11 protein-coding genes are annotated in these 12,655 nt (G+C 71.0%); 5 read left to right on the top strand and 6 right to left on the bottom strand.

All coding sequences use genetic code 11. The features are described 5' to 3' along the window. Positions 1–18: 18 nt before the first annotated feature. Genes alaS through ACIGXP_RS24095 form a run of 3 tightly spaced genes read right to left on the bottom strand, consistent with a single transcriptional unit; the run spans position 19 to position 3,501 of the window. Positions 19–2,691: an alanine--tRNA ligase gene (alaS, locus tag ACIGXP_RS24105; RefSeq protein WP_363216420.1), complete on the bottom strand. Its 2,673-nt coding sequence runs from the start codon at positions 2,689–2,691 to the stop codon at positions 19–21. Further along, entirely contained in the window at positions 2,691–3,050 is a 360-nt protein-coding gene (locus ACIGXP_RS24100) for a hypothetical protein (protein ID WP_363216421.1), read from the bottom strand. The genes alaS and ACIGXP_RS24100 overlap by 1 nt, the downstream gene beginning before the upstream one ends. A 16-nt stretch (positions 3,051–3,066) precedes the next feature. Continuing rightward, the gene (locus tag ACIGXP_RS24095) at positions 3,067–3,501 is read right to left on the bottom strand and encodes a DUF948 domain-containing protein (RefSeq protein ID WP_363216422.1); all 435 of its coding nucleotides are present in this window, start codon (positions 3,499–3,501) and stop codon (positions 3,067–3,069) included. Positions 3,502–3,653: 152 nt separating this feature from the next. On the opposite strand from ACIGXP_RS24095, the gene ACIGXP_RS24090 reads away from it, so the two are divergent. Then, on the top strand, positions 3,654–5,906 hold the full coding sequence (locus tag ACIGXP_RS24090; protein WP_399771358.1) for an ATP-binding protein: 2,253 nt from the start codon (positions 3,654–3,656) through the stop codon (positions 5,904–5,906). A gap of 83 nt (positions 5,907–5,989) precedes the next feature. Here the strand turns inward: ACIGXP_RS24090 and rpsD are convergent, their stop codons facing one another. The 3 genes from rpsD to ACIGXP_RS24075 form a co-directional block, all read right to left on the bottom strand. Next, positions 5,990–6,604 (bottom strand): 30S ribosomal protein S4, encoded by a 615-nt coding sequence (gene rpsD / locus ACIGXP_RS24085; RefSeq protein ID WP_228618885.1) that lies wholly within the window; start codon positions 6,602–6,604, stop codon positions 5,990–5,992. 303 nt (positions 6,605–6,907) lie between these two features. Further along, positions 6,908–8,263, bottom strand: a complete 1,356-nt coding sequence (locus ACIGXP_RS24080) for a replication-associated recombination protein A (protein ID WP_399771355.1) — start codon at positions 8,261–8,263, stop codon at positions 6,908–6,910. 47 nt (positions 8,264–8,310) lie between these two features. Beyond that, entirely contained in the window at positions 8,311–8,967 is a 657-nt protein-coding gene (locus tag ACIGXP_RS24075; protein ID WP_399771353.1) for a vitamin K epoxide reductase family protein, read from the bottom strand. 145 nt (positions 8,968–9,112) lie between these two features. Between ACIGXP_RS24075 and ACIGXP_RS24070 the strand changes: the two genes are divergently transcribed. From ACIGXP_RS24070 to ACIGXP_RS24055, 4 genes are read left to right on the top strand one after another with little or no spacing between them, the layout of a single operon-like run. Further along, positions 9,113–9,979 carry an ABC transporter ATP-binding protein gene (locus tag ACIGXP_RS24070; protein ID WP_399771351.1) on the top strand — a complete coding sequence of 289 codons (867 nt, stop codon included), beginning with the start codon at positions 9,113–9,115 and terminating at the stop codon, positions 9,977–9,979. Beyond that, positions 9,976–10,821: an ABC transporter permease gene (locus ACIGXP_RS24065; protein ID WP_399771348.1), complete on the top strand. Its 846-nt coding sequence runs from the start codon at positions 9,976–9,978 to the stop codon at positions 10,819–10,821. Before ACIGXP_RS24070 ends, ACIGXP_RS24065 begins: the two co-directional genes overlap by 4 nt. Beyond that, positions 10,818–12,032 carry a sensor histidine kinase gene (locus ACIGXP_RS24060; protein WP_399771345.1) on the top strand — a complete coding sequence of 405 codons (1,215 nt, stop codon included), beginning with the start codon at positions 10,818–10,820 and terminating at the stop codon, positions 12,030–12,032. The genes ACIGXP_RS24065 and ACIGXP_RS24060 overlap by 4 nt, the downstream gene beginning before the upstream one ends. After that, on the top strand, positions 12,029–12,655 hold the full coding sequence (locus ACIGXP_RS24055; protein WP_399771342.1) for a response regulator: 627 nt from the start codon (positions 12,029–12,031) through the stop codon (positions 12,653–12,655). The genes ACIGXP_RS24060 and ACIGXP_RS24055 overlap by 4 nt, the downstream gene beginning before the upstream one ends.

Genomic DNA, 12,655 nt, shown 5'->3' with positions numbered 1-12,655 from the left:
CGTTTCCTTACTCAGTCGTCACTTGGCGGTTTCGGCGACCAGGCGCTCGACAGCGTCGACGGCCTCGCCTACGGCGGCCGGGTTCTGGCCGCCGCCCTGGGCGACGTCCGGCTTGCCGCCACCGCCGCCACCGAGGGTCTTTGCGGCGGTACGGACCAGGTCACCGGCCTTGAGGCCGCGCTCGCGGGCGGCTTCGTTGGTGGCGATGACCGTGAGCGGCTTGCCGTTGTTGACCGTGAAGAGGGCGACCACGGCGGCCCGGCCGCCCTGGATGCGGCCGCGCACGTCGAGAACCAGCTTGCGCAGGTCGTCCGGGGTCGTACCGTCCGGGACCTGGCCGGTCACCACGGCGACACCGCGGACGTCCTTGGCGGACTCGGCGAGACCGGCGGCGGCCTGGAGGACCTTCTCGGCGCGGAACTTCTCGATCTCCTTCTCGGCGTCCTTCAGCTTGCCGAGCATCGAGGAGACCTTCTCCGGCAGTTCCTCCGGGCGGCCCTTGAGCAGCTCGGTCAGCTGGTTGACGACCGTGTGCTCCCGGGCGAGGAAGTTGTAGGCGTCCACACCGACCAGGGCCTCGATACGACGGACGCCCGAGCCGATGGAGGACTCGCCGAGCAGCTTCACCAGGCCCAGCTGGGCGGTGTTGTGCACGTGCGTGCCGCCGCACAGCTCCTTGGAGAAGTCGCCGATGGTCACGACGCGGACCCGCTCGCCGTACTTCTCGCCGAACTCGGCGATGGCGCCCTGCTTCTTGGCCTCGTCGATGCCCATGACCTCGGCGTGCACGTCGAGGTCGCGGGCCAGCACCTCGTTGATCTTCTGCTCGACGTCGGTCATCACGGCCGTCGGGACGGCGGACGGGGAGCCGAAGTCGAAGCGGAAGCGGCCGGGCTGGTTCTCGGAACCGGCCTGGGCGGCCGTCGGGCCGAGGGCGTCGCGCAGGGCCTGGTGCGTCAGGTGCGTGGCCGAGTGGGCACGGGCGATGGCCTTGCGGCGGCGGGCGTCGATGGAGGCGTGGGCCTTGGCGCCGACGGTCACCTCGCCGACCTGGACGACGCCCTTGTGGACGTACACACCCGGGACCGGCTTCTGGCAGTCGCGGACCTCGATGACGGCACCGGAGTCGGCCTTGATGCGACCGGTGTCGCCGATCTGGCCGCCGCCCTCGGCGTAGAACGGGGTGCGGTCGAGGACGATCTCGACCTCGTCGCCCTCGGTGGCGGCCGGCGAGGAGACGCCGTCGACCAGGATGCCGACGATCGTGGACTCGCCCTCGGTGTCGGAGTAGCCGATGAAGTCGGTCTCGCCGGCGGTGTCGGCGATCTCACGGTAGGCGCCCATGTCGGCGTGGCCGGTCTTCTTGGACTGGGCGTCGGCCTTGGCGCGCTCCCGCTGCTCCTTCATCAGGCGGCGGAAGCCGTCCTCGTCCACGGAGAGGCCCTGCTCGGCGGCCATCTCCAGGGTGAGGTCGATCGGGAAGCCCCACGTGTCGTGGAGCAGGAACGCCTTGTCGCCGGGCAGGACGGTGGAGCCGGCCTGCTTGGTCTCGGTGACGGCGGTGTCGAGGATGTTGGTGCCGGCCTTCAGCGTCTTGAGGAAGGCGTTCTCCTCGGCGAGGGCGACCTTCTCGATCCGCTCGCGGTCGGTGATCAGCTCGGGGTACTGCCGGCCCATCATCTGGATCACGGTGTCGATCAGGTCCTTGACGACCGGACCGGTGGCGCCCAGCAGACGCATGTTGCGGATGGCACGGCGCATGATGCGGCGCAGGACGTAGCCGCGGCCCTCGTTGCCGGGGGTGACGCCGTCGCCGATGAGCATGGTGGCCGTACGCATGTGGTCGGTGACCACACGCAGGGACACGTCCGAGGCGTGGGCGTCGCCGTAGCGGACGCCGGTCAGCTCGGTGGCCTTCTCGATGACGGCCATGGAGGTGTCGATCTCGTACATGTTCTGCACACCCTGCAGAATCATGGCGAGCCGCTCCAGGCCGAGGCCCGTGTCGATGTTCTTGCTCGGCAGGTCCCCGAGGATCTCGAAGTTGTCCTTGCCGATGCCCTCGCCGCGCTCGTACTGCATGAAGACGAGGTTCCAGATCTCCACGTACCGCTCGTCGTTGACGGCGGGGCCGCCCTCGACGCCGAACTCGGGGCCGCGGTCGTAGTTGATCTCGGAGCAGGGGCCGCACGGGCCGGGGACGCCCATGGACCAGTAGTTGTCCTTCATGCCGAGGCGCTGGATGCGCTCCTTCGGCACCCCGACGACCTCGTGCCAGATGCGCTCGGCCTCGTCGTCGTCCTTGTAGACGGTGATCCAGAGCTTCTCCGGCTCCAGGCCGTAACCGCCCTTGTCCTGGGGCGTGGTGAGCAGCTCCCAGGCGAGCTTGATGGCGCCTTCCTTGAAGTAGTCGCCGAAGGAGAAGTTGCCGCACATCTGGAAGAACGTGCCGTGGCGCGTGGTCTTGCCGACCTCTTCGATGTCGGGCGTGCGCACGCACTTCTGCACGCTGGTGGCGCGCGGGAACGGCGGCTTGACCTCACCCAGGAAGTAGGGCTTGAAGGGCACCATGCCGGCGGGGACGAGGAGCAGAGTCGGGTCGTCCGCGATGAGCGACGCCGAAGGGACGACGGTGTGCCCGCGCTCCTCGAAGAAGCTCAGCCAGCGGCGGCGAATCTCGGCCGACTCCATCAGTGGTCCTCATTCCGGTTGTACGAGTACATCGGGGCTTCGATGTACTTCGGGTTGCTGCGGTTGTTGCTGCGGTCGGCCTCGATGGCGGCCTGCCGCCTGGGTGCGGGGAGTTCGGGGTTCTCGTGGATCCCGAGGGCCTCCTCCAGCTCGGCCTCCCGCTGGGCCATGTTGTCGCGGACGTCGAGCGCGAAGCCCACCGCACGGTCCTTGAGCCGCTGACCGGTCTCCAGGGCCTTGTTCGCCGCGGTCGCGGCGAGGCTCTCCGGGGTCAGCTGCTTCAGCTTGCGGTTGACCTTGGTGGTGGCCCACACGCCGGCGGCGACACCGGTGGTGAACCAGAACGTACGGCGGAACATCGCTCGGTCTCAGTCCTTACTTCCGCTTGCGTCGTGCGGCGGGGACCGTGCGGCCCACGATCACCGTACGCCGGGGCGCCTTCGCGGGCACGTCCTCCTTGCGGCCGCCCAGCGCCCGGCGGACGCCGTAGCCGAAGGCCGCGACCTTCACCAGCGGGCCGCCGAAGGTGGAGGCGACCGTGCTCGACAGCGCGGAGGCGTTCGACGTGACCTCCTGGACGTCGGAGGCGATCGCGTCGACGCGGTCGATCTGGGTCTGCGCGGAGCGCACCGCCTGGGAGGCGTCGGCCAGCAGCGGGACGGCCTGGTCGGTCACGTCCGCCACGAGCTTGGTCGTCGCCTTGAGCGTCTGGGCCAGCCTCGCGAGAGCCACCGCGAGGAAGGAGACCAGGATCGCCCAGAAGACGGCCACCAGGATCCCGGCCACCTCTCCACCGGACACTGTGCGCACCCGCTCCCTGAAACGTGCCTCACCATCGAAAAGTCGTGTCCGAGCCTATCGCGCCGGGGGCGGGGCTCCGTACCGGATTACCCGGGCCGCGGGGGCGGAGTTGCGGGAAGCGATTGTACGCAATGAACACACTTCAGTACGCTCCGTGTCCCATGCGAGGTCCTCAGCGCCCAGATCCCTTCCCGGACGGCGATCCGCCCCTGGAACTGACCACGTTCGTCGGGCGCTCGGCCGAACTCGCCGAGCTGACCGCCGCTCTCGGCCGGGCCCGGCTGGTGACCGTCACCGGGGTCGGCGGCGTCGGCAAGTCCCGGCTGGCCGCGCGGGTCGCCGCCGGGTGGGAGTCGGGGTCCGGGCGGGTGGAGCTGGCGCCGGTGCGCGATCCGCAGTTCGTGGAGTACGCGGTCACGGAGGCGCTGGGGCTGACCGACCACACCGCCCGGACGCCCCGGGAGACGCTGCTGGAGCATTTCGCCGGCCGTCCGGCCCTGCTGGTGCTGGACGGGTTCGAGCACCTGGTGGAGGCCTGTGCCGGGCTGACGGCCGACCTGCTGCGGAGGCTGCCGCGGCTGCGGGTGCTGGCCGTGGGCCGGCGCCCGCTGGGACTGGCGGGCGAGCGGCTGCTTCCGCTGGCGCCGCTCGGCGAGGACGAGGCGGTGGAGCTGTTCACCGACCGGGCCCGGGAGCAGGGGCTGGAGCTGTCCGACGGCCCCGAGGTGCGCGAGCTGTGCCGGCGCCTGGAGGGGATCCCGCTGGCGCTGGAGCTGGCGGCCGGGCGGCTGCGGGCGCTGTCCCCGGCGCAGCTGCTGCAGCGGCTGGACGACCGGTTCCGGCTGCTGGCCACCGGTTCCGGAGCGCGCTCCGTCCCCGGGGGACCCCCGGCCCGCCACCAGACACTGCGCACGGCGATCGGCTGGAGCCACGAGCTGTGCACGCCCGCCGAACGGCTGCTGTGGGCGCGTCTTTCGGTGTTCGCGCAGACCTTCGACCTGGAGGCGGCCGAGTACGTCTGCAGCGGGGACGGGCTGCCCGCCGAGGACGTCCTGGACGTGCTGTCGGAACTGCTGGCCCAGTCCGTCGTGACCCGTGAGGAGACCCCGGCCGGCCCCCGCTACCGGATGCTCGACACGGTCCGGGCCTACGGCGCCGAGTGGCTGGAGGGGATCGGGGACGCGGGGCGGCTGCGCAGGCGGCACCGGGACTGGTACCTGGGCCTGGCCACCTCCTGCGAGCTCGACTGGTTCTCGCCCCGGCAGGGCGAGGTCGCCGCGCGGGTCGAAGCGGAGCTGCCCAACCTGCGGGCGGCCATCGAGTGCTGTCTGGCGGAGCCGGAAGGGACCCATCTCGGCCAGTACCTGGCCGGGTCCCTGTGGTTCTGCTGGGTCGGCTGCGGGCGGCTCGCGGAGGGCCGCCGCTGGCTGACCTGCTGCCTGGAGCTGGATTCGGGGTACGAGCAGTCGCGACTGAAGGCGCTGTGGGTGCTCGGGTATGTGGCGATCCTCCAGGGCGACACCGTGCCGGCCCTGGCGGCGCTGCAGGAGTGCCGGGAGCAGGCGGAGCGGACCGCGGATCCGGCGGCGGTGGCGTACGCGGAGCACCGCACCGGCTGTCTGGCCCTGGTCACCGATGACATGGCCCGCGCAGAAACGCTGCTGCGGTCGGCGCTGTGCCGTTATCAGGAGATCGGCGAACTCAACAGCAACGTGCTGATGGGGCAGGTGGAGCTGGCGATGACGCGGGCTTTCCAGGGGGACCTGCCGGAGGCGGTGCGGCTGTGCGAGGACGTGCGCCAGGTGTGCGAGGACCACGGGGAGCGCTGGGCGCGGTCGTACGCGCAGTACGTGCTGGCGTACGCGGCCTGGCAGGACGGCGACCAGGGCAGGGCGCGGGAGCTGCTCGCTGACTGCCTGCGCAACGTCCATGCCTTCCACGACCTGCTCGGCTCGGTGCTGTCCATGGAGTTGCTGGCGCTGGTGACCGTGGCGCAGGGGGACGCGGCCGAGGCGGCGGTGCTCCAGGGGGCGGCGGGCCGGATCTGGCCGTCCGTGGGGCTGCCGTTGTTCGGCTCGGCCTATTTCAACGCCCCGCACGAGCGCTGCGAGGCACTGGCCCGGCAGGCGCTGGGGGACGCGCGGTACGAGGAGTGCGTGCGGGAAGGTTCCCGGCTGGACCGGGCGGAGGCCGTGGCCCGCGCGCTCGGGCACCGCGGTGTACGACCGCTGGACGCACTGCCGGCTCCGCGCGGGCCGGTGCCGCAGGAGGGCGGCGAAGGCGGCCTGGGCGTGGGCTCCGGCGAGGGCGGACAAGCCGCTGACCGGACCTCCGGCTCCGCGCGGGGCGGTGCCGCAGGAGGGCGGGACAACCGGTCCGGGCACGGACGAGGCGCAACGCGGCGCGGTCATTGAGAGAAAAACAAACCCGCCGCCTCGCCCGCCCGGCAGGGCCGGGCGGGGAGACGGCGGGCTGAGGACTTACGCCGTGACCGGGGTCAGCGGGCGTAGTACTCGACGACGAGCTGCTCGTCGCAGATGACCGGAACTTCCTTGCGGTTCGGCTCGCGGTCCAGGCGGAACGCCAGGGCCTTGAGGTTCACCTGCAGGTAGCGCGGGGTCTCACCCTCGGGGGCGAAGCCACCCTCGCGGGCGATCTGGAAGAGCGTCTTGTCCTTGGAGCGGTCGCGGACCTGCACGACGTCGTCCGGGCGGACACGGAAGGACGGCTTGTCGACCTTCTGGCCGTTGACCTGGATGTGGCCGTGGACGACCATCTGACGGGCCTGGTAGATGGTGCGGGCGATGCCCGAACGCAGGACCAGGGCGTCGAGACGGCGCTCGAGCTCCACGATCAGGGCCTCACCGGTCTTGCCCTGGACCTTGGACGCGCGCTCGTAGGCGCGGACCAGCTGGCGCTCGGAGATGTCGTACTGCGCGCGCAGACGCTGCTTCTCCAACAGACGGACCTTGTAGTCCGAGTTCTGCTTGCGGCCACGGCCGTGCTCACCCGGCGGGTAGGGACGGGCCTCGAAGTACTTGACGGCCTTCGGGGTCAGCGCGATGCCGAGGGCACGCGACTTCTTGACCTTGGGGCGGGACTGGTTCGCCACTGTCTTTCGTCTCTTTCGTAGTGTTCGGCTCGTCAGGGTTAGGGAGGTCGCATCCGCAGCCGGGAAAACCCGCCGGGTCCCAAGGGACCTGCCGGGCAGCCGCTTCCCTGGTCTGGGCACATACGTGCAGCACGCGAGTGGCCCACCGACCGGTCCCGTGACTTCGGGTGGTGGTGGGCTGCCCGCGACACCGTTCGACGGTGCGCGACGCTCCTGGAGTCCATCCGGGAAGGATGGGGCTCCGGCTGGCTGTCCCGCTCTGACAGCACGGGACTCAGCACTTCGGGGAATTCTACAGGGCGCTCAGGACCGTCTGCGACCGAGGTGCTTCCTGGTCCACTCCACGGCGTCCGCGTACCGCGCCTCGGCGCCGTGCCGGCTCGGGGTGTAGTACTCGCGGTCCTTCAGGGCGTCCGGTGCGTACTGCTGCTGGGCGATGCCCTCGGGCAGGTCGTGCGGGTACACGTACCCCTGGGCGTGGCCGAGCTTGGCGGCGCCCTGGTAGTGCCCGTCGCGCAGGTGCGGGGGGACCGGGCCGGCCAGGCCCTTGCGTACGTCCTCCATGGCGGCGCCGATCGCGGTGGTCGCCGAGTTGGACTTGGGGGCGAGCGCGAGGGCGATGGTGGCGTGGCTGAGGGTGAGGGCGGCCTCGGGAAAGCCGATCATCGCGACGGCCTGGGCCGCGGCGACGGCGATGGGCAGGGCGTTCGGATCGGCCAGGCCGATGTCCTCGCTGGCGGAGATCATCAGACGGCGGGCGATGAAGCGGGGGTCCTCGCCGGCCTCGATCATGCGGGCCAGGTAGTGCAGGGCCGCGTCGACGTCGGAGCCCCTGATGGACTTGATGAGGGCGCTGGCGACGTCGTAGTGCTGGTCGCCGTCGCGGTCGTACTTCACCGCGGCCCGGTCGACCGTCTGCTCCAGCGTCTGCAGGCTGATCGCGCTCTCGCCCTGGTCCAGGGCGGCTCCGGCGGCGGCCTCCAGGGCGGTCAGGGCCCGGCGGGCGTCACCGCCGGCGATGCGCAGCAGGTGTTCCTCGGTGTCCTCGGGGAGGGTGACGGCGTCCTTCAGACCGCGCTCGTCGGTCAGGGCACGCTTGAGCAGGCCCCGGATGTCGTCGTCGGTGAGCGGTTCGAGGGTCAGCAGGAGCGAACGGGACAGCAGGGGCGAGATCACCGAGAAGTACGGGTTCTCGGTGGTGGCCGCGATCAGGGTCACCCAGCGGTTCTCGACCGCCGGGAGCAGGGAGTCCTGCTGGGCCTTGCTGAAGCGGTGGATCTCGTCCAGGAAGAGGACGGTCTCCTTGCCGAAGCCGCCGGTGGCGCGGCGGGCGCCGTCGATGACCGCGCGGACCTCCTTGACGCCCGCGGTGATCGCGGACAGCTCCACGAACCGCTTGTTCGTCGCCTTGGAGACCACATGGGCGAGGGTGGTCTTGCCGGTGCCGGGCGGGCCCCAGAGGATCACCGAGGACGGTCCGGCGGGACCGCCGGAGCCCTCGCCGACCAGCCGGCGCAGCGGGGACCCGGGCTTCAGCAGATGCTGCTGGCCCACGACCTCGTCGAGGGTGCGCGGGCGCATCCGCACCGCCAGGGGGCTCGCTGCCGGATCCTTCTCCTGGCGTTCTTCTGCCGCGGCGGTGAACAAGTCGGGTTCCACATGGAAGACCCTAAATCACCGCACTGACAACGGGACCGGGCCAGGGGTCAGGCCCACAGATGGCTGCCCCAGCGGGTCAGGATCAGCATGACGATGACGCCGCAGTGGGTGACCGGCACGACCCAGGTGAACTCGGCGAAGAAGGACTTCAGCCAACGCGGGGCCGGCAGGAAGTCGTTGCGGACGTTGAACGAGGTCACGTACCAGAACATGGTGATCGTGGCGGCCCAGGCCAGTGAGCACCACAGGCACAGCGCGTTGATCGAGTACAGGGACTGGTACTGCAGCCAGGTGACGAAGCAGACACCGAAGAGCGTGCCGAAGTTGAAGGTCAGCCAGTACCAGCGGGGGAAGCGGGCGCGGGTCAGCAGGCTCATGGCGACGCAGACGACGATGCCGTAGCAGACCAGGCCGAGCATGGGGTTCGGGAAGCCGAAGACGGCCGCCTGCTTGCTCTCCATGACGCTGCCGCAGGACACGATCGGGTTGACGCTGCACCCCGGGGTGAACGTCTTCCCGACGGCTTTCGCCTCCAGGATCTTGTTCTTGTCGATGGTGATGACCCAGGCGGCCAGCAGTCCGGCCGCGCCGGTGATCAGCAGCAGCAGGGCGAAGGCGCGGCTGCCGCCCGCTGTGCGCGGGCCGTCGGCGGCACGCTCGGGACCGGACTCCGTGGAGACGTCGTTGACTGTCGTCTTGCTCATCACGCCGATTCCGTCATTTGAGAGTTGGACCATCTTCGGGCACAGCTCATTGTGCCGCACACACGCGTGTGTCCACCGTTCGAAGGACATAAGGAGGTACGCACGGTGGTCACGGATCGTTCGGTTCCGGCCGATGCTCGACGTCATGACAGCACACGCGAACGAACTCGCGGTGGACGTCCGGGGGCTGCGCAAGCGGTACGGGGGCGTCACCGCGGTGGACGGCCTCGACCTCGGCATCCGGCGCGGTGAGGTGTTCGGCCTGCTCGGGCCCAACGGCGCGGGCAAGAGCACGACGGTGGAGATCCTTCAGGGCAATCGGTCACGGGACGGGGGCGAGGTGTCCGTCCTCGGCGCGGACCCGGCGACGGGCACGCGCGCGTGGAGGTCCCGTGTCGGAATCGTCTGGCAGGACGAATCGGCGCCCGCCGAGTTGACGGTGCGCGAGACAGTACGGCACTTCGCCCGCTACTACCCCCGCCCGCGCGACCCGCAGGAGGTCATCCGCCTGGTCGGCCTCGACGCGAAGGCGGACAGCCGGGTCAAGGCCCTCTCCGGCGGCCAGCGGCGCCGCCTCGACGTGGCGCTCGGCGTGATCGGCGATCCGGAACTGCTGCTGCTCGACGAGCCGACCACCGGCTTCGACCCGGCCGCCCGGCGCCAGTTCTGGGACCTGATCCGGCTCCTCGCCGGCGACGGCACGACGATCCTGCTCACCACGCACTACCTGGAGGAGGCCGAGACCCTCGCGGACCGGCTCGCGGTCGTCGCCCGAGGCCGGGTCGTCGCCGAGGGCACGCCCGCCGAGCTGCGCCGGCGGTACGGCGGTGAGGCGACCGTGACCTGGACGGAACCCGACGGCTCCCCGGGCGCGGAGCACACCGCCACGCCGACGCGAACCGTCGCCGCGCTCATGCACCGCTTCGACGGCGAGATACCGGCACTCACCGTGACCCGCCCCACCCTGGAGGACGTCTACCTCCGGCTGACCGGACAGGAGGCCGTGCGATGACCACGACCGCCGTACGCGCCACCGACCGCGCCTGGGCCGGATCCCTGCCCGGCGCCTGGTCGCTCGGGCTGCTGCGGGGCGGCCTGGAGATCAGGCAGTTCTTCCGCCGGCGCGAACAGGTGGTCTTCACCTTCGCCTTCCCCGTGGTGTTCCTGTTCCTGTTCGCGTCGATCTTCCACGACGCCGTCCGGGGCGCCGGGATCACCGCCTCCCAGCTGTACGTGCCCGCGATGACGGCGTCCGGGATCATGTCCACGAGCTTCCAGTCGCTCGGCATCTCGATCGCGGTGGAGCGGGACGAGAAGGTGCTGCGGCGGCTGCGCGGCACGCCGATGCCGCCCGCGGCCTACTTCCTGGGCAAGATCTGGCTGGTTCTGTTCACCGGCGTCCTGGAGACCGCGATCCTGCTGACCGTCGGCACGGTGTTCTACGACGTCCACCTGCCCTCGGACGCCGGGCGCTGGTTCGACTTCGCGTGGATCTTCGTACTCGGGCTGACCGGGTGCGCGCTGCTCGGCATCGCCATCAGCTCGGTGCCCCGCTCCGCGAAGAGCGCCAGCAGCGTCGTCGTACTCCCCTTCCTGGTGCTCCAGTTCATCTCCGGGGTGTACATCGCCATCGACACCCTTCCCGGCTGGATGCTCGACATCGGCGCCCTGTTCCCGCTCAAGTGGATGTGCCAGGGGCTGCGAGGTGTGTTCCTGCCGGACTCCGCTCGGGTCCTGGAGCAGGCGGGGAGCTGGGAGTTCGGGCGGATCGCTTTGGTGCTGGGGGCGTGGTGCATCGGAGGATTGGCGCTGTGCTTGCTGACTTTCCGGTGGAAGAACCGGCGCGACGGGTGAGGGGGGACAGGGCGCGCGGTGTCCACGCCTGGGACCGCTCGCTCCTGCTCTGGGACGTGTACTTCGCGGTGGCCTGGGCGGCCACCCAGACCATGCTGCTCGGCGCCGACCATCCCGTGTGGCCGGTCCGTGCCGTGGCGGCCGGGCTGCTCGTACCGCTGGTGCCCTGGTACGTGGCCGTGGGGCGCCGTCTGCTCGGCGAGGACCCGCCAAACGAGCGCCGCGCCCGGTCCTACCTGGCCGTGGCGATGGTCTTCTTCCTGCCGGCCGCGGTACTGGCCGGGGAGACCCGGATACTGGCCTTCGCGCTGATCCCCCAGTGCTTCATGACCCTGCGCATGCGCGCCGCGTTGATCACGGTGACCGTGATCAACGTGGTCCCGGTCGCGGGCTGGGCACTGCTGTGGCGGCCGGGGGCCGAGGACCTGCTCGTCAACACGCTGTCCGCCCTGGTGACCCTGGTGTTCTCGGCGGTCGTCGGCGGCTGGATCATCCGGATCATCGAGCAGAGCCTGGAACGGGCCGAGCTGATCGCGGAACTGGAGGCCAGCCGGCACGAGATCTCGCGGCTGTCGGCGGCGCACGGCGCCCTCGCCGAACGCGAGCGGCTGGCCCGCGAGATCCACGACACCCTCGCCCAGGGCTTCACCAGTCTGCTGATGCTGGTGCAGGCGGTGGAGGCCGAGCTGGACACCGATCCGGCGCAGGCCCGCCGCCATCTCGCCCTGATGGACGAGACGGCCCGCCGGAACCTCACCGAGGCCCGTGCCCTGGTGGCCGGCGGCGCGCCCGCCGATCTGGCGGGGTCGTCGCTGCCGGACGCGCTGGAGCGGCTGGCCGCCCGGCACTCGGCCGCACTCGCGGTGACCGGCCCGGTGCGCGCGCTGCCCGCTGGTGTGGAGGTGGTCGCCCTGCGCGCCTGCCAGGAGGCGCTGACCAACGTCCGGAAACACGCGGGGAGTTCGGCGAACGCCGAGGTGCACGTCGGCTACACCGACGGCACCCTGACCGTCTGCGTCCGCGACGACGGCCACGGCTTCGACCCGCCGTCCGCCACCGGCGGCTACGGTCTTGCGGGGCTGCGTGCCCGCGCCGCCGAAGTGGGCGGCACCGCGGTCGTCCGCAGCGCACCCGGCGACGGTACGACGGTGACCGTACGCCTGCCCGTCCCCGCCGCCGTGGCTTCCGTCCTGAGGAGTGAGACCCCGTGATCCGGATCGTCCTGGCCGACGACCATCCCGTCGTGCGGGAGGGACTGCGCGCCATGCTGAGCGCCGAACCGGACCTGGAGGTGGTCGGCGACGCGGCCTGCGGGCCGCAGGCGGAGGCGCTGGCGGCCGAACTGCGCCCGGACATCGTGCTGATGGATCTGCGCATGCCGGGCGGCTCAGGTGTGGACTCGATCGTGCGGATGACCGCGGCCGGGCTGCCGTGCCGGGTGATCGTCCTGACGACGTACGAGACGGACCGGGACATCCTGCGGGCCGTGGAGGCGGGCGCCGCAGGCTATCTGCTCAAGGATCTTCCACGGCGCGAACTGGCGGACGCGGTACGGGCGGCCGCGCGCGGCGAGACGGTGCTCGCCCCGTCGGTGGCGGCCCGCCTGGTGGACCAGCTGCGGACCAGGCCGGAACGCCCCCGGCTGTCGGAGCGGGAGACGGCGGTACTGCGGCTGGTGGCGGAGGGCTGCACGAACGCGGAGATAGGCCGGCGCCTGTACATCGGGGAGTCGACCGTGAAGACCCATCTGCTGCGGGCCTTCGCCAAGCTGGGAGTCGACGACCGCACAGCGGCCGTGACCCACGCCATGCGGTACGGCCTGCTGGAACAGTGA

The sequence above is a fragment of the Streptomyces sp. NPDC053069 genome (genome assembly GCF_044546895.1).
In the GTDB taxonomy this organism is placed as follows: Bacteria; Actinomycetota; Actinomycetes; order Streptomycetales; family Streptomycetaceae; genus Streptomyces.
The sequence above is the reverse complement of the archived record's forward strand: the minus strand, read 5'-3'. Positions and strand labels throughout refer to the sequence as shown.

Coding starts and splice junctions, on each gene's coding strand:
- alaS (WP_363216420.1), bottom strand. CDS start 2,691: ATGGAGTCGGCCGAGATTCGCCGCCGCTGGCTGAGCTTCTTCGAGGAG.
- ACIGXP_RS24090 (WP_399771358.1), top strand. CDS start 3,654: ATGCGAGGTCCTCAGCGCCCAGATCCCTTCCCGGACGGCGATCCGCCC.
- ACIGXP_RS24070 (WP_399771351.1), top strand. CDS start 9,113: ATGACAGCACACGCGAACGAACTCGCGGTGGACGTCCGGGGGCTGCGC.
- ACIGXP_RS24075 (WP_399771353.1), bottom strand. CDS start 8,967: ATGAGCAAGACGACAGTCAACGACGTCTCCACGGAGTCCGGTCCCGAG.
- ACIGXP_RS24100 (WP_363216421.1), bottom strand. CDS start 3,050: ATGTTCCGCCGTACGTTCTGGTTCACCACCGGTGTCGCCGCCGGCGTG.
- ACIGXP_RS24065 (WP_399771348.1), top strand. CDS start 9,976: ATGACCACGACCGCCGTACGCGCCACCGACCGCGCCTGGGCCGGATCC.